Genomic DNA, 25,446 nt, shown 5'->3' on the forward strand with positions numbered 1-25,446 from the left:
TTGTTTTTTTATGAAGAATTACGACCACGAAGGGTCACTTGAGACCCGTAGGGGAAAGAGTTGTGATAAAAGCTGGTGCTAGGGAAGTAATTCTTCATTGTTTTTTTATGAAGAATTACGACCACGAAGGGTCACTTGAGACCCGTAGGGGAAAGAGTTGAGATAAAAGCGGATGCTAGGGAAGTAATTCTTCATTGTTTTTTTATGAAGAATTACGACCACGAAGATTCTTTTGAAACTCGGAGGTAGTTAGTAAATAGCTATAAAAAGTTTGAATGAGTAGTAGAAGGGGGATTAGATTATGACAGACTATGATATTATAGTAGTTGGTGCAGGTCATGCAGGTTGTGAAGCTGCTTTAGCTAGTGCTAGAATGGGTTGTAAAACCTTAATTTTAACATTAAATGCAGATCATATTGCCTTAATGCCTTGTAATCCATCAATTGGAGGTCCTGCTAAAGGTCATATTGTTCGTGAGATAGATGCTCTTGGTGGAGAGATGGCTAAAAATATTGATAAATCATATATTAATATAAGAATGTTAAATACATCTAAAGGTCCAGCTGTACATTCTTTAAGAGCGCAGGCAGATAAGCAAAAATATCAATTTGAAATGACTAAAGTTTTACAAGAACAAGATAATTTAGATCTGAAACAGACTATAGTTACAGATTTAGTAATAGAGGATAATATAGTTAAAGGTGTAAAGACAATTACGGGAGTAAGTTATGCAGCCAAAAAGATTGTTTTAACTACAGGTACTTCTCTAGATGGAAAGGTAATTATTGGTGATATTAAATATACTGGTGGAAGACAAGGAGAGTTTGCTGCTACTGATTTAGCTAAAAGTTTAAAAGAAGCAGGTATTACACTAGAAAGATTTCAGACAGCAACCCCACCTAGAATAGATAAGAATACAATAGACCCTGAAAAGATGACTCTTCACCCAAGTTCTAAAAATAATCTTAAATTTTCTTTCTTTAGAGATTATGAAGAGCGAGAGACTCGTCCATGTTGGTTAACTTATACTGGTGATAAGACTAAAGAGGTGATGGTAGAGAATATTGACCATTCTCCATTGTCTACAGGAATTGTAGAAGGTAGTGGACCGCGTTATTGTCCATCAATTGATAGGAAAATCATGCGATTTCCTGATAAATTAACTCATCAGGTCTTTGTAGAGCCAGAAGGGTTGCATACAAATGAATTATATCTTAATGGACTAACTACAAGTATGCCTGAAGAGATTCAATTAAAGGTAATACGTAGTGTACCTGGATTAGAAAATGCAGAGATTATGAGACCAGGTTATGCAGTAGAGTATGAGTATATTCCACCATATCAACTAAGACCAACAATGGAAAATAAGCTTATAGATGGTCTATATACAGCAGGACAGATTAATGGAACTAGTGGGTATGAAGAGGCTGCTGCTCAAGGGTTAATGGCCGGAATTAATGCTGTATTGAGTATAAAAAATCAAGAAGCATTAATTTTAAAACGTTCTGATTCTTATATAGGTGTCTTAATTGATGATTTAGTTACTAAAGGAACTAGTGAACCTTATCGAATGTTAACTTCTCGGGCTGAGTATCGTTTGATTTTACGCCAAGATAATGCCGATTTGAGGTTAGTACCAACAGGTTATAAGCTTGGATTAATCAGTAAAGAGAATTATTCTAAGGTTAAAGAAAAAAGAAGATTAATTGAAGAAAATCTAAATGAGTTAAATAATATTAGGATTACACCGACTAAAGAGGTACTTCAAACACTAGAGAAGTTGGGTAGCGGTGGTTTGAAGAAGCCTGTTAGTTTAGCTACTATTTTAGAAAGGCCGGAAGTGAACTATAAAGATTTAATTAAATTTAGTTCTGAAGCACCTAAAGTTAATGATGAGATAGGTGAACAACTGGAAATTAGAACTAAATATCGTGGTTATATTAATAGACAGTTAAAACAGGTTGAAAAATTTAGGTATATGGAAGAGAAGGAAATTCCACAAGATATAGATTATCATCAGCTAACTAATCTTCGTAAAGAGGCAAGAGAGAAATTAGATAGAATTAGACCAATGTCAATTGGACAGGCATCTAGGATTTCTGGAGTATCTCCAGCAGATATTTCAGTACTGATGATTTATTTAGAGGAGATACAGAGAGGAGGAAAAGCATGATAGATTATGATGTGATTGTAGTTGGAACTGGGCATGCAGGTTGTGAAGCAGCTTTAGCATCTGCTCGGATGGGAGCTAAAACCTTAGCTTTAACTGTTGATTTGGATAATATAGCATTAATGCCTTGTAATCCAGCTATTGGAGGACCTGCTAAAAGCCATATAGTTAGAGAAATTGATGCTCTAGGTGGAGAAATGGCTAAGAATATTGATAAGACTTGTATTCAAATTAGGATGCTTAATACAGGTAAAGGACCTGCTGTTCATGCTTTGCGAGCTCAAGCTGATAAGAAGATGTATCATATTGAGATGAAGAAGGTTTTAGAGGAACAGGAGAATTTAGATGTACGTCAAGCTATGGTACAAAAGTTAATAGTTGAAGATGATGTTGTTATTGGTGTTGAAACTAAAACTGGACTTGTTTTTAAAGCCAAAAAGGTTATTTTAACCACTGGAACCTTCTTAAAAGGTGAGATTATTATTGGAGATGTTCGTTATAGTTCTGGTCCTCATAATCAGTTCCCATCTAATGCTTTATCTGATAACTTAAAAGAGATAGGATTTAATCTATTTAGATTTAAGACTGGAACTCCACCAAGGGTTGATAAGAGGACTATAGATTTTTCTAAGTTAGAATTACAGCCTGAATATGAAGAAAAGATTGCTTTTTCTTTTGAAAATGATAGTATTAGAAATAATCTTCAGCGTCAGGACTGTTGGATTGTTCATACTAATGATGATACACATAAGGTTATTTTAGACAATATAGATCGTTCACCTATGTTTAATGGGGATATTAGTAGTGAAGGCCCACGTTACTGTCCATCGATAGAGACTAAAGTATATAGATTTCAACATAAAGAACGGCATAAATTATTTGTAGAGCCTGAAGGAGAGTATATCTATGAAATGTACCTGTCTGGTTTTTCTACTAGCTTACCAGAAGATATACAAGTAAAGATGTTAAGGACTTTACCTGGATTTGAAAAGGCAGAGATTATCCGTCCAGCCTATGCTATTGAATATGATTGTATTGATCCTACTACTTTAAAGCCAACTTTAGAAACTAAAAAAATTAAAAATTTATATACAGCAGGACAGATTAATGGAACCAGTGGATATGAAGAGGCTGGGGGACAAGGATTGATGGCTGGAATTAATGCAGTTTTAGCTATTGAAGGTAAAGAATCCTTTATCTTAAAACGTTCAGATGCTTATATAGGTGTATTAATTGATGATTTAGTAACCAAGGGTACTCATGAACCTTATCGGATGTTAACTTCCCGAGCTGAATATCGTTTAGTATTACGCCAGGATAATGCTGATTTAAGACTAACTGAATTAGGATATAAGATAGGGTTAATAACAGAAGAAAGATATAAACAATTTAAGTCCAAACAAGAAGCTATCCAAGAAGAAGTTGATAGATTAAAAAATACAGAACTTTATCCAACTGATGAAGGTGTACAAGAGCACTTAGTTAAATTAGGAAGTACAGAAATAAATAATAAGGTTACTTTAGCTAAATTAATTAGGCGTCCAGAACTAAGTTATAAGAATTTAGCAGAGCTAGATAAAAACAGACCAGAATTACCTTATGCAGTTAGAGAAGAGGTTGAGATTCAACTCAAGTATGAAGGATATATTAAAAAGCAGCAAGAACAGATTAAAAAACAGCAGGAATTAGAGAATAAAAGCTTACCTGAAGATTTGGATTATAATCAAATAGAAAGCTTGAGGTTAGAGGCCAAAGAGAAATTAAATAAGATTAAGCCTGTATCCTTAGGTCAAGCTGCAAGAATTTCAGGAGTTTCACCTGCTGATATTTCCGTTATTACTATTTATTTAGAGCAATTAGAAAGAAGTGAGGAGTTGTAATAATGAATTATAAACATAAGTTGATAGAGGGCGCTAAGGATTATGGAATTGATTTAAGTAATAGGCAAGTAGAGCAATTTATTACTTATATGAATATTTTAAATGATTGGAATCAAAAGATGAATTTAACTGGTTTAGAGGAGCCTGAAGATATTATTATTAAGCATTTTTTAGATTCTATTTCTTGTGTTGATGGTATGAACTTAACAGGAAATGAGAAAATTATTGATGTGGGAACTGGTGCAGGTTTTCCAGGGCTACCTCTGAAAATAATCTATCCTGATCTAGAGTTAACATTATTAGATTCTTTACAGAAGAGAATTAGATTTTTAGAACATGTATCTACAGAACTAGGATTAGATAATGTGGAGTGTATTCATGGACGAGCTGAAGATTATGGACAAGATAATAGCTACCGTGAGAAATATGATTATGTTGTAGCACGTGCAGTTGCTTCCTTAGATGTATTATCAGAGTATACTCTTCCTTTTGTTAAAGTTGGTGGTTCTTTTATTTCACAAAGAGGTACTAATGTAAAAGATGAAGTTATAGAGAGTACAGAAGCTGTAGAAACTTTAGGTGGTAGATTTGAAGATATTATAGAAATTGATTTACCTTATAGTGATGCTGAACGCCACTTAGTTATTATAAGTAAATTATCTAAAACACCTAATAAGTATCCAAGAAGAGCTGGAATGCCTAAGAAGAGACCACTATAGTAAAATAAAAAATATTATTTTTCATAAAAGAAGCCCTTTCGGAAAAAATAGTTATATCTATAGTTTTCGAAAGGGTGATTTTATTGTTTAATAACACCAAAATAACTTTTAAATTTTCTTTAAGATGTTTTTTTATTATATTATTTTGTTTATTATTAAATTCTAAAGTAGCTTTTGCCCAAGAAGTAAAAATTAATACTTTATTAACTACTGAAGGACTGAATAAAGATGGTTTTCCAGTTACTTATAAAAATAACTTTAGTCTAAGTGATGATAAAGGAGTTCAGTATTATGTAGAGTGGATTGATGATCAAAATAAACATGATATATTAATTAAGTGGTTTGATTCTAAGGATAGACTAATTAATTATTTATTACTTAAAAACTTTTCTAAAAATATTGTTAGAGATTATATTAGTTTTATAAAAAAGAATAGAAGTCAATTTATGATTCCTAATCAATTAGGTGCTTACTATATTTATCTATATATAGATAATAAGTTAGTATCTATTACTAAATTTAATATTATTAAATAAAAGCACAATATTGTGCTTTTATTTTTAGTCTATATAATTATCCGATTTTAAAGTGAAAATTAATGGATGTAATGCGATACTTTTAGGTGATAGGTCATAGGGGTTGGGCGTTAGTTTTTCCTAATACCTATCGCCTATCTCCTAGCGCCGAAACTGTCGTTTTATCTTTCTATAAAGACATATTTAAATTTGATTGCAAGGTTGAATAGCTATACAAATAATATCCTTTTATTAAATTAGATGGAATTGAAAGGAATTAAAACAAATTTCACGAATTATTAATATTAGAATAATTACTAATATATTTAAAAGTAATAGTCGATGTATAACATAAGTTATATTTTTAACTTTAAAAGTAATATAAAGAAATTATGGCTAAGAGGTGATAAGATGGGAAAAACAATTGCTATTGTAAATCAAAAAGGAGGAGTAGGTAAAAGTACAACAGCTGTAAATTTAGGTAGTTATTTAGCAGAATTTGATAAGAAGGTGTTGTTATTAGATTTAGATCCTCAAGGAAATGCTACTAGTGGAGTAGGAGTAGACAAATCTAAGATTGAAAATTGTATTTATAGTGTACTAATAGAGGGCAAAGTTATAAGTGAAGTGAAAAAAAATACTATTATGGATAATCTCGATATTGTTCCAGCTACATTGGAATTAGCTGGTGCAGAGATAGAGCTAGTATCTAGTATTTCTAGAGAATATAAGATTAAGAATGCTTTAAAAGAGGTTAAAGATAATTATGATTTTATTTTAATAGATTGCCCACCATCTTTAGGATTATTAACTTTAAATTCATTATCAGCTGCTGATTCGGTTTTGATACCTATACAATGTGAATATTATGCTCTAGAAGGATTAAGTCAGCTATTAAATACTATTGATTTAATCAAAGGGGGATTAAATTCTGATCTGAAGATAAATGGTGTATTATTAACAATGTATGATTCTAGAACTAATTTATCTGAACAGGTAAGCTATGAAGTGAAAGAACATTTTGATAGTATAGTTTATGATACAGTTATCCCGAGAAATGTTAGATTAAGTGAAGCACCTAGTTTTGGAGAACCGATCAATATTTACGATAAATCTTCTAGAGGTGCTAAAGCATATTTGGAATTAGCAAAGGAAGTGATTGAACGTGGCTAAAAGAAGACTAGGCAAAGGATTAAATGCTTTAATTTCTAATAATAATTTAGAAGAAGATAATAAGGATCAAATAAAAAAAATAGAACTTAAATTGATAAAACCAAATCCATATCAACCAAGAAAGAACTTTGATGAACGGGAGTTAAAAGAGCTAAGTCAATCTATTAGGGAACATGGTTTAATACAGCCTATTATAGTAAGAAAAAAAGAAGATAAATATCAGATTATAGCAGGAGAAAGAAGATATAGAGCTGCTAAAGAGCTAAAATTAAAAGAGATTGATGTTATTGTTTCAGATATGGATGAGCAGAAGATGATGGAGATAGCCTTAATAGAGAATATACAGCGCCAAGACTTAAATCCAATTGAAGAGGCAGAAGCATATCAACAGTTGATGGATAGATTTGATTTAATTCAAGCTGAGGTTGCTAAAAAAGTATCTAAGAGCCGTTCTACAATTGCTAATTCTCTTAGATTATTAAACCTTCCTGATAAATTAAAAGATGATGTTTCACGTGGAACATTAACTATGGGACATGCTAGAGCATTGTTATCTATAGAAGATATAGATTTGCAGAAAAAAGTAGCAAAAGAGATTATAGATAAGCAATTAACTGTTAGGGAAACAGAGAAGTTGATCCAAAAATTAAAGACTTCTAATAATAGTAAAAATAAGAAAGTTACTAAAAAGAAAGATCCTAATGTAACTATGGTAGAAGATAAACTAAGAGATATTCTAGGTACTCAGGTAGCAATAAATGCAGGTAAAAATAAAGGAAAGATAGTAATAGAGTATTATTCAAATGAGGATTTATCTAGAATTATTGATTTATTAGATAATTAGGAGCATTGTATAATTAAATGCACAGGTAGATCAAAAAATAAAAAGTGACACATAGAAATACCTCATATATAATGTTAAATAACCACAAATAACATAAAGTGAGGTATTAAAATATGTGTCAAAATAATTATAACAGAAAAAGTAAAAAAGGAAAACACCTAACTTTGGAAGATAGGAAAATAATAGAGCATTTATATAATATTCAAGGTAAGAAAGATAAGGAGATNGCAAAAGAGTTAGGAAAACATAGAACAACAATAAGTAGAGAGCTTAAGAAAGGTGAATTAAAATTATTAAATTCTGATTATACGACAAGAATAGAATATGATGCTGAAATAGCGCAAAAAGTCTATGATAAAAATGCTACAGCTAAAGGAACTAAGATAAAAATAGCTAAGGAACATGAGTTAGCAAGATTTATAGAAAGAAAAATAAAACAAGATAAATGGTCTCCAGAAGTAATTGCTAATCAAATACAGGAAGATGAAAGATTTGAAATTAAGCTACATTGGAAAACAATATACAATTATATAGACAAAGGTATCTTGATGGTAAATAGAGATGAGTTAGTCTATGGTAATTATAAAAAATCTAAAGGTACTAAAAGACAAGAAAAGGAATCAACTAAGAGGAGAAAAGATGGCAGAAGGATATCAGATAGACCTGAGGAAGCTAATAAAAGAACAGAGTTAGGTCATTGGGAAATGGACTTAGTAGAAGGTAAAAAAGGAAAAGGAGAGCCATTCTTACTAGTTTTAACAGAAAGATATAGTCGAAAAGAGATAATAGAAAAAATATCTAATAAGACTCAAGAAGCAGTTATAAATGGATTAGATCGAATTGAAAGAAGAATAGGTGTAAGAAGGTTTAGAGAGTTATTTAAGACGATAACAACAGACAACGGGCGGGAATTTTATGATTATGAAGGAATAGAGACTTCATTTACAGGAAGTAATATACCAAGAACTAATCATTACTATGCTGATGCCTATTGTTCTTGGCAAAGAGGTAGTAATGAAAATTTAAATAAGATGATTAGAAGGTTTTTGCCAAAAGGAAGCAGTTTTAAAGATATTAGTACGAGTGAGGTTAAAAATATTCAACAATGGATGAATAACTACCCAAGAAAGATGTTTGATTTTAAAACTTCGAATGAAGTTTTTGAAAATAAATTAAAAGTAGCTTAAAAGTTTATATTATATGGGGTATAAGTGTTTCACAAAAAAACGTGCATTTTATATTGCAATTCTCATTATTAGATAATTAATGTAAGTAATTTGAAGTATTATATATAATGATATATAATATAAGTGAAAAGTTAATATTAATAATGTTTCACATAGAACATCCTAATAAATTGGGGTAACCTGGTTTAGAGGGATAGAGTGAAATGTGTTAGTAGAAGTTCTCTAAATGAAAGGTTTTTCCAATCATAGGGAGGGTGTCTAAGAATTTAGTATATTTAGACTTATCTCTGTGGTAAGTCTTTTTTTATTTGTAAATGTGAAAAAAATCTCAAAAGGAGTGGTAAAGGTGTCAAAAGATTTTATTGATGATAGAAAGTTGCAGGATCTTTTAGTGCAGGCAAAGCCGACAGAAGAGAAGATAGAAAGAATTATTAATAAATCATTAAATAAAGAAAGATTATCTTTAGAAGAGACTGCTATTCTTTTGCAGGCTGATAGACCTGAGTGGATTGATAGAATATTTAAGGGTGCTCAAGAATTAAAGAATAAGGTTTATGGCGATAGGATTGTATTATTTGCTCCATTGTATGTAGGAAATAAATGTATCAATAACTGTGAATACTGTGGTTTTAAGGCTTCTAATACTGAAGTTGATCGCTGTACTTTGAGTATTAAGGAATTACAAGATGAAGTCAAGGCTATGGAGAAGAAAGGGCAAAAACGTTCTATATTAGTTTATGGTGAAAGTCCAGATTATGATGCAGACTTTATTGCTAAAACTGTTGAGGCTGTTTATGATACTAGGGAAGATAAAGGTGAGATTAGACGAGTTAATATTAATGCTGCTCCTTTAGACGTAGAAGGATATAAGAAATTAAAAGAGGTTGGTATTGGTACCTATCAGATTTTTCAAGAAACTTATCATCATAAGACTTATGATAAGGTTCATCATTCTGGACCTAAAAAAGACTTTGAATGGAGAGTAACAGGACTGGATAGAGCAATGGAAGCTGGAATTGATGATGTAGGGATTGGAGTATTATTTGGACTATATGAATGGAAGTATGAAGTGATGGGATTATTAGAGCATACTATTCACCTTGAAGAGAAGTACAATGTTGGTCCTCATACAATCTCTTTTCCTAGATTAAAAGAAGCTAGTAATGTAAGTATAGATGATAAGTACATTGTTAATGATGAAGAATTAAAACGAATTATTGCTATTTTAAGGCTTGCTGTTCCTTATACTGGTTTAATTTTAACAGCACGAGAGGATGCTGAGTTAAGAAGAGAAGCTATTAAATTAGGGGTTTCACAGATTGATGCAGGAACAAAGATAGAGATAAATGGTTATTCTGATGATGAAGAGGAACAAGATATAAATCGTGAACAATTTATGATAGGAGATAGTCGTTCTTTAGATGATGTGATTTATGAATTGATTAATGATGGTTATCTTCCTTCCTTCTGTACAGCTTGTTATCGTTTAGGTCGTACTGGAGAGCATTTCATGGAATTTGCTATTCCTGGTTTTATAAAAAGATATTGTGGACCTAATGCCTTATTAACTTTTAAAGAGTATTTGGAAGATTATGCTTCTGAAAAGACTAAAGTAGTTGGAGAGAAACTAATACAAGAAAAATTAGCTGAAATAGAAGATGATAAAACTAGGGATAATGTTAAAGCTAAGTTAGAGGAGATTGAAGATGAAAAAAGAGATTTGTACTTTTAGAGAAGAGGTAAGGGAAATTATTGATCAAGGGTATGCTAAGGTCTGGCTTAATAAGAAAGCAAGTAAAAGGATTGATTATATTTTTAAGCTAGGACAAGAACAATTTATTGAATCAGAAGTAATAGCAGAAAATGAATCTTTTATACTATTAGGGCAGAATATAGGTGCTAATTTGAAAAAAAAGTTAGAAATACTTTTTAATAATTATTTAAATTAGTATAAAAACCATATTAGAAAGAGGTTATAATATGAATTTGGATGAGATTTTGAAGCAAGATAAATTGACTAGAGATGACTTGGTTTATTTAATGAATTTAAAAGAAGAGGATGATTTAGAAAAACTATATAATAAAGCTTATCAGCTTAAAGCAGAACACATAGGACAGAAGGTATTTTATCGTGGTTTAATAGAGTTTAGTAATCTATGTGTGAAAAATTGCAATTATTGTGGTATTAGAAAGGATAATAATAAAGTAGATAGATTTACTATGACAGAGGAAGAAATTTTAGATAGAGCTAAATGGGCTTATGAGAACAAATATGGATCTCTTGTTTTACAAGCAGGTGAAAGAAGTGATAAAGAATTTGTAGATTTTGTAGATAATCTAATTAAGAAAATTAAAGAACTGAGTAATAATGAATTAGGAATCACCTTATCTTTAGGTGAGCAAAGTAAAGAGACTTATCAACGTTGGTATGATTCAGGTGCTCATCGTTATTTGTTGAGGATAGAAAGTTCTAATGAAAAGTTATATAATTCTCTTCATCCTAATGACCATGATTTCAAAGGGAGATTAGAATGTTTAGCAGAGATGAAAGAGATAGGATATCAGGTAGGTACTGGGGTAATGATTGGATTTCCAGGACAAAGTATTGAAGATTTAGTAGATGATTTAATCTTTTTTAAAGAAAATGACATTGATATGGTAGGTATGGGACCTTATGTACTTCATGAAGATACACCAACTGCGAAAAAAGTAGAAAATAATGAGTTACTAAAGACTCGTAATTTAAACTGGGGATTAAAAATGGTAGCGGTTTTGAGACTTTTAATGAAGGATATTAATATAGCAGCAACAACTGCATTACAGGCTTTAAACCCAGTAGGACGTGAAATGGCATTAAAGGCAGGAGCTAATATTCTAATGCCAATCATAACTCATCGGAAGTATCGAACTGAGTATCAACTTTATGAGAACAAGCCATGTATTGATGAAGAAGCTTCTGATTGTAAGAACTGTTTAGCTGCTAGAGTTGCTACAGTAGGTGATGAGATAGTTTATGGAGAATGGGGAGATTCACCACACTATTTTAAGAGAACTGCTAAAAAATAAATTCAAGGATATGGAGGTGAATAATTATGCAAAATACACCACAGGCTAATAGATTACACATTGCTCTTTTAGGAAGGAGAAATGCTGGTAAATCTAGTTTGGTAAATGCACTGACCAATCAAGATTTAGCTGTTGTATCAGATGTAGCAGGAACAACAACTGATCCAGTATATAAATCTATGGAGATATTACCAATTGGACCAGTAACAATTATAGATACAGCAGGGATTGATGATGTAGGTAAATTAGGAAAATTAAGAATCAAGAAGACAAAAGAGGCTTTAAGTAGAACAGATTTAGCTTTATTAGTAATTGATCCTGAAGTAGGAGTAGATGAATACGAGAAAAAACTTTTATCTGAGCTAGAAGAGAGGGAGATACCTGTTGTAGGTGTAGTTAATAAAGAGGATAAATTTGAGAATATTAATCTAAAATCTCTAATGAAAGAAGTAGGGGTTAAATTATTAACAGTCAGTGCTAAAACAGAGACAGGAATCGAAAAATTAAAAAAAGAGATAATCTTAAAAGCACCAGAAAAATTTGAAGAACCCCATATTATAGGAGATCTAATTAAACCTCAAGATATAGTGGTATTAGTAATCCCTATAGATTTAGCTGCTCCTAAAGGGAGACTAATATTGCCTCAGGTACAGACTTTAAGAGATATCTTAGATAATGATGCACAGGCAGTGGTAGTAAAGGAAAGAGAACTTAAAGGAGCTTTAGATAGCCTTAAAAAGAAACCTAAAATTGTAGTTACCGATTCTCAAGCTTTTATGAAGGTTGCTGCTGATGTGCCAGAGAATATTATGTTAACTGGATTTTCAATTCTTTTTGCTCGTTATAAAGGTGACTTAGAAATTTTCACTAGAGGAGCTAAAGGAATTTCAAAACTTAAAGCAGGTGATAAGGTATTGATTTGTGAAAGCTGTACCCATCACCGTACAGCGGATGATATTGGAACAGTTAAGATTCCACGCTGGTTAAGACAAGAAGTAGGTGGAGAGTTAGAATTTGACCATGTATCTGGAAGAGAGTTCCCTGATAACCTTGAAGATTATGATTTAGTTGTTCAATGTGGTGGCTGTATGACTAATCGTAAAGAGATATTATATAGGTTAAAAAAAGCTGATAGTTTAGGAGTTCCGATAGTTAACTATGGTATGTTGATTGCTTATGTTCATGGTATTTTGGATAGAGCATTAGAAGCATTTCCATTGGCTCAAATGATTTGGGAGGAAGAGTGATGAGGCAAGAAGAGGATTTATTAGGGGCTAGAGAATTAGATGATACCGCATATTATGGGATTAATACATTAAGGGCTGTAGAGAACTTTAATTTAACAGGGCGTAGAGTTAATATCGAATTAATTAAAGCTATAGCCCAAATTAAACAAGCGGCCATAATTACTAATTATGGAATAAATAATATTAGTGAAGATAAGAAAGAAGTCATTTTAAAAGTTTGTCAAGAAATATTGACTGGTAAATTTGATGAACAATTTATTTTAGATGCCTTGCAAGGTGGAGCAGGCACCTCGACTAATATGATGGTTAATGAAGTAATTGCCAATAGAGCTATTGAGCTTTTGGGTGGACAGAAGGGTGATTATAGTGTAATTCATCCAAATGAAGATATTAATATGAGCCAGTCTACCAATGATATTTATCCAACTGCAGTTAGAATTGCTGCATTAAAATTATTAGTTCCTTTAAGTGAAGAGGTAGCTAAGTTACAAGAGGAATTACAAGTTAAAGAGAGAGAATTTGCTAACTATCTTAAATTAGGTCGTACTCAGTTACAGGATGCTGTTCCAATTACTTTAGGTCAAGAGTTTTCTGCATATGCAGAAACAATAAGTCGAGATAGATGGAGGTTATTTAAGGTAGCTGAACGTTTAAAGCAGGTCAACTTAGGTGGAACTGCAGTAGGAACTGGTTTAAATGCTCCTCGCAAATATATCTTCAAAGTTGTAAAAGAGTTAAGAAATATAACTGGTCTTAATTTGGCTCATGCTGAGAATATGATAGATAATACCCAGAACCTAGATGTATTTGTAGAGGTTTCAGGATTATTAAAAGCTTTAGCAGTTAATTTAAATAAGATTGCCAATGATCTAAGATTATTAAGTTCAGGTCCTAGAGGTGGAATTGCTGAAATTAAATTACCAAAGGTACAGGTGGGTTCTTCAATTATGCCAGGTAAGGTTAATCCAGTTATTCCAGAAGCAATAAATCAACTTGCATTTTTAGTAATTAGTAATGACCAAGCGATTACTCTAGCTGCTCAGTCAGGTCAATTAGAGTTGAATGTAATGATACCTTTATTAGCTGATAAATTACTAGAGAGTTTAACAGTTTTGAAAAGAGGAGTTAAAATCTTTAGAGAAAGATGTATCGAAGGTATTGAAGCTAATAAAGAGAGATGTGAAGAATTGTTAGAGGATAGTTTAGGATTATTAACAGCATTAAATCCTTATTTAGGATATGAATTGACTACAGAAATTGCTAAAGATGTTTTAAATAAAGGTAAGAAAGTTAGAGAATCTATTTTGGATAGGGGTATTTTTAGTGAAGAAGAATTAAATCAGATTTTAAGTCCAAGCCAGATGACTCATCCAGGTATAGCAGCCGAAAAATTATATAATACTTTAAAGGCAAGAAAGTAGAAAAAGAAAGGGAGAACTCCTTTCTTTTTTTATGTTTTACAAATAGATAATTAAATGTTATATAAAGGGCAAGTTCATCAGGGGGAAGTAATAGAAGGATTATTGCTTTGTGATTAATTTTAGCAAATCTAATAATTTTAGAGGAATTAAAAGAAGGATGAATAATATAGATATACAAGAAAAGATATAAAAGAGGAGATAAAAGATGAAAGGAACTATAGTTAATACTTTAGCAATTATTATTGGTGGTAGTTTAGGGGGCTTACTTGGAAATAGGTTGGGTGATCGATTCAAAGAGATAGTTATGCAGGGGTTAAGTTTAGCGGTGTTATTAATAGGTATACAAATGGCCTTAAGTACCCAAAATCCAACTTATATTATCTTTAGTTTATTAATTGGTGGGTTAATTGGAGAGTTAATTAATATAGAAGCTAAATTAGAGAAGATAGGAAAATGGTTTGAAAGAAAATTAGGCAATAGAGGTAGAGTGGCTGAGGGCTTTGTTCAGTGTAGTTTAATTTATTGTGTTGGTGCAATGGCCATAATGGGGGCAATTCAAGATGGTTTACAACAAGATCCTTCTACATTATATGCCAAAGCTTTATTAGATGGTTTTTCTGGGATAGCTTTTGCATCTACATTAGGAGTAGGTGTAATACTATCAGCAATTCCTGTGTTCTTTTATCAAGGAACTATTACTTTATTAGCTGGTCAGGCTAAGATGTTCTTAACTGAGCCAATTATTGCAGAAATGACAGCAACAGGTGGCCTCTTAATTTTAGCTATTGCTTTGAATCTGTTGAATATAACTAAAATTAAAGTAGGAAATTTATTACCAGCTATTTTTATATCTATTTTATTAGTTTATTTATTTTAGATTTGAGAATAATTATATGTGATTTAATAATTTCTTTCAAATTTTTATAAAAAAAAGGATAAATAGTTTTGATGTAGAATAGTTATATCAAGGAAAATATATCTTATTTTAAATTAAATGGAGGGACACTATTATGTCATATCAAAAGCAAAAAAGAAAAATAACATTAAAGATTGTTCCTCATACTGATGGAGAAATTAGGAGTTTAAGATTATCAAAGGGATTTATTAAATTTTTATTTTTATCAGTTTTATTATGTGCATTTACTTTGGTGGGGTCTTTATATTACTATTATAATCAATATAATCTAGCTGAAGGTGAAATTAATAATTTACTAGCTTATAAGGATCGAAATAATAAATTAAAGAATAAGAATAAGTTTTTAGAAAAGAAGGTATCCCAAATTACTAGTGAGATAGAACAGATAAAAGCAGAATTTGGAGATATTATAACTGAAAATCAAGAAATTAAAAAGATGATAAACTTTAATGGGAAAATGAGTAGTAATGATGAATTAGATATTGATGAAACTAATAGCATAGGTTACTATGATTTTGAAAATTCTAAAAATCCTAATTTAGAGAAGGTTCAATATACAGAAGCTAATTTAAATATGTTAAAAGAAGCTTTGCCCCAAAAGAAACATGACTTATATAAGTTGAAAAAACAGGTTGAAGAATATAATAGATATTTAGCAGCAAAGCCTAAAGGGTGGCCTATTAGAAATGGTAAGGGGAGAATCACGTCTCCTTTTGGAGTTAGATATCATCCAGTATTAAAAGAAAAAAGGTTTCATGATGGAATAGATATTGCGATTTGGTATAATCATAAGATTATTGCTACCGGTAAAGGTAAAGTGATATTCTCAGGAACTAAAGGTGGCTATGGACGAACAGTTGTAATTGATCATGGTTATGGGTATAGAACTTTGTATGCACATAACAATCGTTTGTTAGTTCGAGTAGGTCAATGGGTAAATAGAGGAGATGTAATTGCTTTATCAGGTAACTCAGGGCGTAGTACAGGCCCTCATACTCATTATGAAATTAGATATAAGGGAAAAGCAGTAGATCCAATGAAATATCAATAAGATTACATAAGATTAAATCTCAAATTAAGGAGGCTGTTATATGTTTGGTAGAAAGAAAAAGAAAAAAAGTTTAACAAAAAATGTAGGAACTATAATTAGTCCAGGTACAAGAATTGAGGGAATAGTGGAAGTAGCAGAATCTATTAGAATTGATGGTTCGTTAGAGGGAGATTTGATTGTTAAAGGCGATGTTTATGTAGGTAAGGAAGGAAGATTAAAGGGGAATATTCAGGGAGATAATATTATGATAGCTGGTAATGTAGAAGGAAATATAAAAGCAGATGGTAAATTAGAGATTGTTGAAACAGGAAGGTTAGTAGGAGATATATCTATAAGTAACTTAATTATTCATGATGGAGCTATCTTTGAAGGGAATAGTACTTCAAAAGCAGATATTGAAAAGAAGATGTCAGATTCTAAAAAGATAGACTTTAAGTCTAAAGGAAAGTCAAAAAATAAAGGTTTAAAAGAAAAAAATAATGAAGAAAAAAATTCATAATATAGAAGTTGCTTTTGTTAGTACTGAAAAAGAATTACAAAAAATTTTTGGCTTAAGGAAGGAAGTTTTTGTAAAAGAACAAGGTGTTCCAAATGAAATAGAGGTTGATAAATTTGATTATGAAGGGAAGCATTTGATTGCTAAATCTTCAGGAAATGTTATTGGAACTTGTCGTTTATTAACAGAGGATAAGGTAGGTAAAGTAGGTCGAATGGCTGTGAAATCTGATTTCAGAGGAAAAGGAGTCGGCTCTTTAATTTTAGATAAATTAGTAGAGTTCTCTAAAAGTCAAAATTTAGAAGAGTTATTATTACATGCCCAAATTCATGCTGTAGAATTTTATAAGAAAAGTGGCTTTGAGGTTTGCTCAGACAAAATTATTGAAGAGGCTGGTATAAAGCACCTTAAAATGAATATGAGATTATAAATAAAGACTTTGATTTTATATAAAATCAAAGTCTTTATTTATTGTAACTCCTTAATTGGTGAAATAGAGAGCAGGATATTATTTTAGACATTTTAATTACTAGACTTAATCGAGTACTTTGTAGAACAAAATACTCCATATAGCCTGAAACATTAACTAGACCACTAATATGAAGATGACCAACAGGAGGTAAATTTTTATTAACTCCAGAACCTGGTTTTAAAGGTCCATCATTAACACTAATTGAACCTACACTATTACTTTTACCTAAGCTTGCATCAATAGCAAGAATAAAAGGGTTGGGATAAGTTTTTTCAATATCTTCTAATTTTTTTTCTAAGTTAGTAGCATGAATAGGGGATTCCAATGACCCTAAGACCTTTATATTTTCATTAAATCTAAAGTTAGCTAGCTTAGAGCCAATGAGTGGTCCTAAAGAATCACCAGTAGATCTATCTGTTCCAATACATATAATTATTAATTGTTGTCGTTCAGGGTTGTATCTATTTTGTAATTTTCTATTGATTATTTTTTTAAGATTAGAAATGGCTAATGGGTCATCTATATGTACTCTATTTTTAGTTAATAATTCTTTTCTACTCAAGCCAATAGAAGAGATTTCCTTAGCGGAAGAGTTAAGCATTTCTTCTTTTGAAAATGATTTATTCTCTTTTATATCCATTTTATCCACCACTTTTTAAGTTTATAGTATATTCTTTCTCGTATAATATAGTATTCTTTAGTACAAGGAAATGATACAAAACTCACACTGTAAATTTTTACCTAAATTTATTTTCTAACCTCCTCATATAAATTAATAGGGGAGTGAGTGAATTGAGGAGAAATAATAGTTTTAGGGTAGCTGTAACATATATTGGAGCTATTATAGGAGCAGGATTTGCTTCAGGTCAAGAAATACTTCATTTTTTTGTGACTTATGGTAATAGAGGTTTAATGGGGGTTTTATTGTCTGGGTTGTTATTTAGCTTTTTAGGTGTTATCATTATCTATATAAGCTCCAAATTGAACTGTAATAGCTATAAAGAATTGTTTTACACTATAGGTGGCAATAAAATTGGATTTTTAGCTGATATAACCCTAACTTTATTTCTACTAGGTAGTTTAATTGTAATGCTAGCAGGAAGTAAGGAGATATGTAATGAATTATTTAATTATAAAGTTAATATTGGCTTAATAGCTACCCTGTTAATAGTAATCTGGACTAATTATTATGGATTAGAAGGAATTATGAGTTTGAATTTTATTTTAATACCAATATTAGTTATTATAACAATTATTATTACAGGAAATTTAATAGCTGGTTTTCATTTAGACCAGATAGAAAATTATTTTAGTTTAGACTGGATAATTTCATCTTTAATTTACACCGGATATAACTTTGTTCTTTCTATGACAGTCTTGATTCCTTTAACAGAAGGGATTAAAAAAACAGATTTATTTAGTGGTATTTTTCTTGGTGGAATACTGTTAGGTTTCTTAGCTTTTCTAATTGCTTATACATTAAATCAATTTTATCCTCAAGTAAGCAATAGCCAGATCCCACTTTTAGAAATAATATTTAATTATCAACCTAAATTATATTATGTATATTCTATAACTTTGTGGTTGGCTATGTTGACTACTGCTACTTGTAATTTATATGCTTTAACTAAGCGACTTACTTTAAGTATAAGGTTATCTGAGAAGAAGATCATATTAATGATTGTATTATTTATACTTCCTTTTATAAAGTTACCTTTTTCTAGCTTGGTTGAATTTATTTATCCCCAGATAGGTAAATTAAGCTTAGGTTTATTTTTATTATTATTTATTAATTACTTTATGAAATTTATAATTAGAAGTTAATATAGTAGTTTTGAATTAAAGTTTTGAGAAAAGGGGAATTGTACGTATGAAAAATTTACGACCTACTTGGTTAGAGATAGATTTAAATGCATTAAAGCATAATATAAGAGAAGTTAGAAGTAAATTAGACAATAGCACAGATATTATGGCTATTGTTAAAGCAAATGCTTATGGGCATGGTACTGTTGAAATAGCTAAAGCTGCACTTTATGAAGGTATAAATTGGTTTGGAGTAGCTACAGTAGCAGAGGGAATTGAGTTGCGTAATGCTGGAATAGATGCTAATATTTTAGTTTTAGGTACTTTGCTTAACGAACAGATTGATAATATAGTTAAATATAATTTAACTCCTACTGTTTATGATTATAATTTGGCCAAGGAACTATCAAAATTAGGTAAAGATATAAAAATACATATAAAAATAGATACTGGAATGGGGCGGATTGGCTTTTTACCCAAAAATGCTAAAGAAGAAATAAAAAGGATTTTTAATTTACCTAATATAAAAATAGAAGGTTTATTTACTCATTTTGCAAAAGCTGATACAGATAAAAATTATACATTAAAGCAACTAAAGAGATTAAATAAATTGATTAAAACTTTAGAAGAAGATGATATAAGAATACCGATAATCCATAGTTCAAATAGTGCTGCTATTATTAATTTTCCGGAAGCCCATTACAATTTAGTTAGAATGGGGATAATCCTCTATGGATTATATCCTGATAATAGATTAGTAGATAAGTTGAATTTAAAGCCAGTATTAAGTTGGAAGGCAAAGCTTGTTCATGTTAAAGAAATAGAAAAAGGACGAGGAATTAGTTATGGTTGTACTTATATTACTAAATCTAAAACTAAGGTAGGTACTTTACCAGTAGGATATCATGATGGTTATTCAAGGTCTTTATCTGCTAAAGCAGAAGTCTTATTTAATGGAAATAGGTCTCCAGTAATTGGGACAATATGTATGGATCAAATGATGATTGATTTGACAGGATTAGATGCTAAAGCTGGTGATATAGTGACTCTAATAGGTAAAGATAAAGAAGAAGAGGTTAGTGTAAATGAGTTAGCTACTAAGCTAGATACAATTAATTATGAAATAATTAGTAGAATTGCTCCAAGAGTTCCTAGAGTTTTTTATGAGAATGGAGAAATAATTGCAATTAAGGAGGGATAAATATAATGAATAATACTACTGTAAGGTTTCAGGAATTATGGGGAGAATTTTTAGATAGAATTTTGAACCCAGATTTATTAGCTAAGGTTGGTTTAGGATTTTTACAATTAGCAGGTATTTTAATAGCAGGAAAGATGTTTTTAAGATTAGGGAATTTTGTTATTGACCGCTTATTTGAAGAGAAAGAAGCATATGAAAGTAATGTGAAAAGGAGAAATAAAACCTTAAAGATAGTTCTTAAAAGTGCTTTAAGATATATCTTATATTTTATTGGTGGAGCAACAGCTTTAGAAGTAGTAGGTGTACCTATTGCTCCTATTTTAGCTGGAGCAGGAGTAGTTGGACTAGCTGTAGGTTTTGGTGCTCAAAACTTAGTTCGAGATGTTATAACTGGATTTTTCATCCTATTTGAAAGACAGTTTTCTGTAGGAGATTATATTAAAATATCAGACATAGATGGTATTGTACAAGAGATTGGACTGAGGGTAACTAAAGTTAAGAATTTTGATGGCGATTTACATATTATCCCAAATGGAAAAATAGAACAAGTGACAAATCTTAGTTCAGAAGCAAGAAGGGTAGTAGTTGATGCTCCAATTGATTATGGACAAGATATTGCAGAAGTAATTAATATACTCAAAGAACTATCTAAGGAATTAAAAGCAGAGTATTCAGTGATTAAAGAAGGACCAACAGTACAAGGTGTACAAGAGTTGGCTGGTTCTAGTGTTAATATTAGGATAATTGCAATGGTGGAGCCAATGGAATCATGGCAGATGGGAAGAATTATGAGACAAAGAATTAAGGAAAGATTTGATGAGAAGGGAATTGATATTCCATATAATCATCTAGTATTAATTAATAAGGAAGATTAAGTTTAAGGTTAGATATCTAACCTTAAACTTTTCTTTTCTATCTTGAAATTTGTATTAATTATTTATATACTGATAGATAGATTATAATGATTTGTATTTATTTAAATAATTTAGGAGGTGTAAGAATGAAGTTTTCTGTTGGTGAAATTGTTCAATTTAGAAAAAAACATCCTTGTGGAGAGGATAGATGGGAAATCTTACGAACAGGAATGGATTTTAGAATAAAATGTTTAGAGTGTGGTAGAGTTATTATGCTCTCGCGTCCTAAATTTGAAAAGAGTGTTAAAAAGAAAGTAACTAGCCACTAGCTAATGCTAGTAGCTAAAAGCTAAATTATAAAGGGGATGTTTAAGTAAAATGGGAATGAAATGTGGAATTGTTGGGTTACCAAATGTAGGTAAGTCGACATTATTTAATGCGATTACAGAAGCAGGAGCAGAATCTGCTAATTATCCATTCTGTACAATTGATCCTAATATTGGGATTGTAGAGGTTCCAGACCAAAGATTGGACAAGTTAACAGAAGTAATAGACCCTAAGAAGGAGGTTCCTACAGCAATTGAATTTGTTGATATTGCTGGTTTGGTTAAGGGAGCTAGTAAGGGAGAAGGTTTAGGTAATAAATTTTTAGGTAATATTCGTGAAGTAGATGCTATTGTACATGTAGTACGTTGTTTTGAAGATGAAAATATTACCCATGTTGAAGGTGGAGTAGATCCTTTAAGAGATATAGAAATTATAGATTTAGAACTTATATTAGCTGATTTAGATAGTGTTAATAAGAAGAAAGATCGGACTGAGAAAATGCTTAAAACAGGAGATAAAATTTATAAAGAACAGATGGCTGTTTTAGAGAAATTATCTCCTATATTAGAAGATGGTAAACCTGCTAGAAGTGCTGGTTTATCTGAAGATGAAGAAAAATTAATTAGAGATTTAAATTTATTAACTTTAAAGCCAGTCCTTTATGCAGCAAATGTATCTGAAGATGAGATTGGAAAAGAAGATAATGAATTAGTAGCTAAAGTTAGAGAAAAAGCATCAGAAGAAGAAGCAAAGGTTGTTACAATTAGTGCACGTATAGAAGCTGAAATTGCTGAATTAGATGGAGAAGAAAAAGAGATGTTCTTAGAAGAGTTAGGTATAAAAGAGTCGGGTCTGGATAAATTAATTAGAGCTGGATATGAATTACTAGGTTTAATAACATATTTTACTGCTGGAGAGAAAGAAGTTAGAGCTTGGACTGTTAAAAGAGGTGCTACAGCCCCAGAAGCTGCTGGAGTCATTCATACTGATATGCAAAGAGGATTTATCAAAGCTGAAGTAGTTAGCTATGAAGATTTAATTGCAGCAGGTTCTTTTGCTAAAGCAAGAGAAGCAGGAACTTTGAGATTAGAAGGAAAAGATTATATAGTTGAAGATGGAGATGTATGTTACTTTAAATTTAATGTATAATTAATTGTTAGCTAAAGCTAAAAAACTAAATAAAAAATGGTTGCAATGTAGTTGAACAAGTGTTATAATTTATTATGTTATTCCATGCTCCGTGAGGGGCCATTGACCAAATGGGGAGGTGAAAGAGATGAGAAAATATGAAACTATATTTATTGTAAAACCTGATTTAGGAGAAGAAGCTACTGAAGCAGTAGTAGAGAAAATGACTACTTTAATTGCTGATAATGGTGGTGAAGTAGCTAATACTGATAAATGGGGAACAAAAGAGTTGGCTTATGAGATTAATGACTATACTACTGGATATTACACAGTAATTAATTTCACAGGTGAGCCAGCAACTATTGAAGAGTTAGAAAGAATTTATAAACTTGATGATAATGTCCTTCGTTATTTAATTTTAAGAAACGAATAATCAACTAAGGTGGTGTTTTAATTTGCTTAATAAAGTTATTCTAATAGGCCGGTTAGGGGCAGACCCTGAATTAAGGTATACTCCTAATGGTACAGCGGTATGTAACTTTAGTTTAGCTGTTGAACGGGATTATACGAATCAGCAAGGTGAAAGAGATGTAGATTGGGTTGATATTGTTGTTTGGAGAAAGCAAGCAGAAACATGTGCAAACCACCTAGAAAAAGGAAGATTAGTTGCAGTTGAAGGAAGATTACAAGTTCGTTATTATGAAACAAATGAGGGACAGAGAAGAAAAGTTACAGAGATTGTAGCTAATAGTGTTAGATTTTTGGATTGGTCTAGCAATAATAATAGAAATAATAACAGTAACACTAACAGTAATAATAATACTAATAGCAATAATAATATGCAATCTATGGAAGAAGATATAGAGGTCCCTTTTTAAAATTAGAAAAGGAGGGAAAATAAATGGCGCGCGGAAGAAGAAGAAAATCATGTGATTTTTGTGTTAATAAAGTAGATAAAATCGATTATAAAAAAGTTAAATTTTTACGTAAATATATTACTGATCGCGGGAAAATATTACCAAGAAGAATTTCTGGTAACTGTGCAAAACATCAAAGAGAACTAACTACAGCAATTAAAAGAGCAAGAAATATTGCTTTATTACCTTATAAAATTGACTAAAACAGAAGGGGGCATTTTTGTGCCTCCTTTTATTTTTTAACTATGCAGGAAAAAATAACCTTAAAGTAGAATTAGATTATTGATATTTTTATTAGGGGGTTCCTGATGAAGAAGTTTAAAGCTATAGAAGGTTCTATAACTAAGAACCTAAAAATAATTGAATGGCTAAAAAGTGAATTGCTTGCTAATATATCTTTGTTATTTAGAGTTATGATTAAGCAAAATGAAACTAAATTATTAGAAATTTTAACAAATATAATTATGTCTACTTATTTATTGGCTAAAAGGTTAGGTTATTCTTTTGATCAATTAGATAGGAAGTTAGAAAAGCAGATAGAGGTAAATATTAATAATAAGCATCAAATAGAAGCATGGTATGGTGATTTAAGTGAGTTATTAGAACACTTAAAAGACCGGAATTAAGAGGTGGTCTATGTGCAAACAAAGGCAATAGTAGAAGGAGCTTTATTAACAGGAATTACAGTGATATTAGTCTTTTTGGGTTCTATTCTTCCTTTTATAGGAATTATAGCTCCTTTACCCTTAATTATATTATCTGTAAGATGGGAAACAAAAGTAAGTATAATGAGTAGTTTACTAGTAGCGGTCATTCTAGGTATATTAATGAATCCTATGATGTTGGTGATTTCCCTATTATCAACTGGATTAATAGGAGTTAGTATGGGAGCTGCTTTTGAAGAAGATTTTTCTCCTAAAGCAATTGTAATGGTAGGAACTATTGCTACAGTAGTGTCATTATTACTAATTTTAGCTGTTAATACCTACATATTAGATATAGATATATTTAAAGAGATAGAAGGTATATTTGATCTGTCTTCAGATATTTATAAACAACTTGGCGTTTCTGAGCAGTATATGACTCAATTTAATCAGATATTTTCTCAATTAATTAATTTAATAAAGGTTGTCTTTCCAGCACTATTTTTATTAGTGGGGCTTTTTACTGCTGTTATTAATTATTATTTTAGTGTTAAAATATTAGATAGAATAGGATATAATTATAAATTTTTCTTTTCATTAAGGAAACTCAGATATTCTAAGTATTTAGCAGTTATTTATATATTATTTCGCTTATTATTATCATTATCTAAGGAAGAGATATTGATAGTATTCATACAAAATTCTTTAATTATTATAAATTTTATGATTTTATTTGAAGGTTTAGCAGTTGTCTATTCTTACTTTGTTAAGAAAAAAGTGAAAAATTCACTAATTATTCTAATTGTAATTTTCTTTTTACCTTTTGTTAGTCAGATCTTTTTTATTATAGGATTTTTCGATCTCTGGATTGATTTTCGCAAATTAGATAAAAGTTAATTTCATGTTATTAATAGTTTATTGTCATAGAGTAGTCTTTATTATATAATAAGAGATAATGGAGGGGTATTATGAAAGTTATCTTAGAAAAGAATGTTAAAGGATTAGGTAAAAAAGGAGAGATTGTTGAAGCTTCTGATGGACATGCACGTAATTATTTAATTCCACGTGGATTAGCTAAAAAAGCTAATGAAGGAAATGTTCATAATTTAAAGCAGAAGAAGAAAGCTAAGAAGCGCCAGGCAAGAAGAGAATTAGAGGAAGCCAAAGAAAAAGCTAAAAAATTAGAAAATAAAATTTTTACTATTAAAGTAAAGGCAGGAGATAATGGGCGGTTATTTGGTTCAGTAACTTCTAAAGATATAGCAAATAAAATTAAGAAAGAAATTGGAGAAAAGATCGATAAAAGAAAAATAGAACTTGCTGATAATATTAGAACTTTAGGAACTAAAAAGGTTAGTATCAAGTTACATAAAGGTGTAACTGCAAAAGTAAAGATAAAGGTAACTGAAGCCTAA

General features: G+C 30.7%; 28 protein-coding genes. 27 read left to right on the forward strand and 1 reads right to left on the reverse strand.

The genetic code is table 11. The annotated features are described in order from the left end of the window. The first annotated feature begins 301 nt into the window (after nucleotides 1–301). The 16 genes from mnmG (OREMA_RS0111465) (at nucleotide 302) to OREMA_RS0111545 (ending at nucleotide 17,115) form a co-directional block, all read left to right on the forward strand. Nucleotides 302–2,173 carry a tRNA uridine-5-carboxymethylaminomethyl(34) synthesis enzyme MnmG gene (gene mnmG / locus OREMA_RS0111465; RefSeq protein ID WP_018249410.1) on the forward strand — a complete coding sequence of 624 codons (1,872 nt, stop codon included), beginning with the start codon at nucleotides 302–304 and terminating at the stop codon, nucleotides 2,171–2,173. Continuing rightward, nucleotides 2,170–4,050: a tRNA uridine-5-carboxymethylaminomethyl(34) synthesis enzyme MnmG gene (gene mnmG / locus OREMA_RS0111470; RefSeq protein ID WP_018249411.1), complete on the forward strand. Its 1,881-nt coding sequence runs from the start codon at nucleotides 2,170–2,172 to the stop codon at nucleotides 4,048–4,050. The genes mnmG (OREMA_RS0111465) and mnmG (OREMA_RS0111470) overlap by 4 nt, the downstream gene beginning before the upstream one ends. A gap of 2 nt (nucleotides 4,051–4,052) precedes the next feature. Further along, entirely contained in the window at nucleotides 4,053–4,769 is a 717-nt protein-coding gene (gene rsmG, locus OREMA_RS0111475; protein WP_018249412.1) for a 16S rRNA (guanine(527)-N(7))-methyltransferase RsmG, read from the forward strand. A 74-nt stretch (nucleotides 4,770–4,843) separates the two neighbouring features. Continuing rightward, nucleotides 4,844–5,305, forward strand: coding sequence for a hypothetical protein (locus OREMA_RS0111480; protein ID WP_407667768.1), 462 nt, complete (start codon nucleotides 4,844–4,846; stop codon nucleotides 5,303–5,305). A 390-nt stretch (nucleotides 5,306–5,695) separates the two neighbouring features. Further along, the gene (locus tag OREMA_RS0111485) at nucleotides 5,696–6,457 is read left to right on the forward strand and encodes a ParA family protein (protein WP_018249414.1); all 762 of its coding nucleotides are present in this window, start codon (nucleotides 5,696–5,698) and stop codon (nucleotides 6,455–6,457) included. Continuing rightward, nucleotides 6,450–7,301 carry a ParB/RepB/Spo0J family partition protein gene (locus OREMA_RS0111490; RefSeq protein WP_018249415.1) on the forward strand — a complete coding sequence of 284 codons (852 nt, stop codon included), beginning with the start codon at nucleotides 6,450–6,452 and terminating at the stop codon, nucleotides 7,299–7,301. The genes OREMA_RS0111485 and OREMA_RS0111490 overlap by 8 nt, the downstream gene beginning before the upstream one ends. Nucleotides 7,302–7,414: 113 nt before the next feature. After that, complete coding sequence (locus tag OREMA_RS0111495; protein ID WP_018249416.1) at nucleotides 7,415–8,488, forward strand: IS30 family transposase; 1,074 nt, start codon at nucleotides 7,415–7,417, stop codon at nucleotides 8,486–8,488. A 346-nt stretch (nucleotides 8,489–8,834) separates the two neighbouring features. After that, a complete protein-coding gene (gene hydG, locus OREMA_RS0111500) occupies nucleotides 8,835–10,220 on the forward strand; it encodes a [FeFe] hydrogenase H-cluster radical SAM maturase HydG (RefSeq protein WP_018249417.1) in 1,386 nt (461 codons plus the stop codon). After that, nucleotides 10,195–10,437, forward strand: coding sequence for a hypothetical protein (locus OREMA_RS0111505; RefSeq protein ID WP_018249418.1), 243 nt, complete (start codon nucleotides 10,195–10,197; stop codon nucleotides 10,435–10,437). The genes hydG and OREMA_RS0111505 overlap by 26 nt, the downstream gene beginning before the upstream one ends. Before the next feature lie 31 nt (nucleotides 10,438–10,468). Continuing rightward, nucleotides 10,469–11,554, forward strand: coding sequence for a [FeFe] hydrogenase H-cluster radical SAM maturase HydE (gene hydE, locus OREMA_RS0111510; protein WP_018249419.1), 1,086 nt, complete (start codon nucleotides 10,469–10,471; stop codon nucleotides 11,552–11,554). A gap of 26 nt (nucleotides 11,555–11,580) precedes the next feature. Continuing rightward, nucleotides 11,581–12,801 (forward strand): [FeFe] hydrogenase H-cluster maturation GTPase HydF, encoded by a 1,221-nt coding sequence (gene hydF / locus OREMA_RS0111515; protein WP_018249420.1) that lies wholly within the window; start codon nucleotides 11,581–11,583, stop codon nucleotides 12,799–12,801. After that, entirely contained in the window at nucleotides 12,801–14,222 is a 1,422-nt protein-coding gene (locus OREMA_RS0111520; RefSeq protein WP_018249421.1) for an aspartate ammonia-lyase, read from the forward strand. The genes hydF and OREMA_RS0111520 overlap by 1 nt, the downstream gene beginning before the upstream one ends. 205 nt (nucleotides 14,223–14,427) lie before the next feature. Then, nucleotides 14,428–15,099, forward strand: coding sequence for a DUF554 domain-containing protein (locus OREMA_RS0111530; protein ID WP_018249422.1), 672 nt, complete (start codon nucleotides 14,428–14,430; stop codon nucleotides 15,097–15,099). 133 nt (nucleotides 15,100–15,232) lie between these two features. Beyond that, nucleotides 15,233–16,189 carry a M23 family metallopeptidase gene (locus tag OREMA_RS18415; RefSeq protein WP_018249423.1) on the forward strand — a complete coding sequence of 319 codons (957 nt, stop codon included), beginning with the start codon at nucleotides 15,233–15,235 and terminating at the stop codon, nucleotides 16,187–16,189. A gap of 40 nt (nucleotides 16,190–16,229) precedes the next feature. Next, a complete protein-coding gene (locus OREMA_RS17705; RefSeq protein ID WP_018249424.1) occupies nucleotides 16,230–16,688 on the forward strand; it encodes a bactofilin family protein in 459 nt (152 codons plus the stop codon). Next, complete coding sequence (locus OREMA_RS0111545) at nucleotides 16,669–17,115, forward strand: GNAT family N-acetyltransferase (protein ID WP_018249425.1); 447 nt, start codon at nucleotides 16,669–16,671, stop codon at nucleotides 17,113–17,115. Before OREMA_RS17705 ends, OREMA_RS0111545 begins: the two co-directional genes overlap by 20 nt. 34 nt (nucleotides 17,116–17,149) lie before the next feature. Here OREMA_RS0111545 and yyaC read toward each other — a convergent pair whose 3' ends face one another. Beyond that, nucleotides 17,150–17,797, reverse strand: a complete 648-nt coding sequence (yyaC, locus tag OREMA_RS0111550) for a spore protease YyaC (protein WP_018249426.1) — start codon at nucleotides 17,795–17,797, stop codon at nucleotides 17,150–17,152. A 143-nt stretch (nucleotides 17,798–17,940) separates the two neighbouring features. Between yyaC and OREMA_RS0111555 the strand changes: the two genes are divergently transcribed. The 11 genes from OREMA_RS0111555 (at nucleotide 17,941) to rplI (ending at nucleotide 25,446) form a co-directional block, all read left to right on the forward strand. Continuing rightward, on the forward strand, nucleotides 17,941–18,981 hold the full coding sequence (locus OREMA_RS0111555) for a YkvI family membrane protein (RefSeq protein ID WP_407667769.1): 1,041 nt from the start codon (nucleotides 17,941–17,943) through the stop codon (nucleotides 18,979–18,981). Between the two features lie 46 nt (nucleotides 18,982–19,027). Next, on the forward strand, nucleotides 19,028–20,161 hold the full coding sequence (gene alr / locus OREMA_RS0111560; RefSeq protein ID WP_018249428.1) for an alanine racemase: 1,134 nt from the start codon (nucleotides 19,028–19,030) through the stop codon (nucleotides 20,159–20,161). Nucleotides 20,162–20,166: 5 nt separating this feature from the next. Then, nucleotides 20,167–21,036 carry a mechanosensitive ion channel family protein gene (locus tag OREMA_RS0111565; RefSeq protein ID WP_018249429.1) on the forward strand — a complete coding sequence of 290 codons (870 nt, stop codon included), beginning with the start codon at nucleotides 20,167–20,169 and terminating at the stop codon, nucleotides 21,034–21,036. Nucleotides 21,037–21,161: 125 nt separating this feature from the next. After that, nucleotides 21,162–21,344 carry a DUF951 domain-containing protein gene (locus OREMA_RS0111570; protein ID WP_018249430.1) on the forward strand — a complete coding sequence of 61 codons (183 nt, stop codon included), beginning with the start codon at nucleotides 21,162–21,164 and terminating at the stop codon, nucleotides 21,342–21,344. 49 nt (nucleotides 21,345–21,393) lie between these two features. Further along, on the forward strand, nucleotides 21,394–22,491 hold the full coding sequence (ychF, locus tag OREMA_RS0111575; protein WP_018249431.1) for a redox-regulated ATPase YchF: 1,098 nt from the start codon (nucleotides 21,394–21,396) through the stop codon (nucleotides 22,489–22,491). 127 nt (nucleotides 22,492–22,618) lie between these two features. After that, a complete protein-coding gene (gene rpsF, locus OREMA_RS0111580) occupies nucleotides 22,619–22,903 on the forward strand; it encodes a 30S ribosomal protein S6 (protein WP_018249432.1) in 285 nt (94 codons plus the stop codon). Between the two features lie 22 nt (nucleotides 22,904–22,925). Next, entirely contained in the window at nucleotides 22,926–23,348 is a 423-nt protein-coding gene (locus tag OREMA_RS0111585) for a single-stranded DNA-binding protein (protein ID WP_018249433.1), read from the forward strand. A gap of 23 nt (nucleotides 23,349–23,371) precedes the next feature. Next, entirely contained in the window at nucleotides 23,372–23,590 is a 219-nt protein-coding gene (gene rpsR / locus OREMA_RS0111590) for a 30S ribosomal protein S18 (protein ID WP_018249434.1), read from the forward strand. 105 nt (nucleotides 23,591–23,695) lie between these two features. After that, the gene (locus OREMA_RS0111595; RefSeq protein ID WP_018249435.1) at nucleotides 23,696–24,013 is read left to right on the forward strand and encodes a MazG-like family protein; all 318 of its coding nucleotides are present in this window, start codon (nucleotides 23,696–23,698) and stop codon (nucleotides 24,011–24,013) included. 12 nt (nucleotides 24,014–24,025) lie between these two features. Continuing rightward, entirely contained in the window at nucleotides 24,026–24,928 is a 903-nt protein-coding gene (locus tag OREMA_RS0111600) for a DUF2232 domain-containing protein (protein WP_018249436.1), read from the forward strand. A gap of 71 nt (nucleotides 24,929–24,999) precedes the next feature. After that, on the forward strand, nucleotides 25,000–25,446 hold the full coding sequence (gene rplI / locus OREMA_RS0111605; protein ID WP_018249437.1) for a 50S ribosomal protein L9: 447 nt from the start codon (nucleotides 25,000–25,002) through the stop codon (nucleotides 25,444–25,446).

This window comes from Orenia marismortui DSM 5156, from assembly GCF_000379025.1.
In the GTDB taxonomy this organism is placed as follows: Bacteria; Bacillota; Halanaerobiia; order Halobacteroidales; family Halobacteroidaceae; genus Orenia; species Orenia marismortui.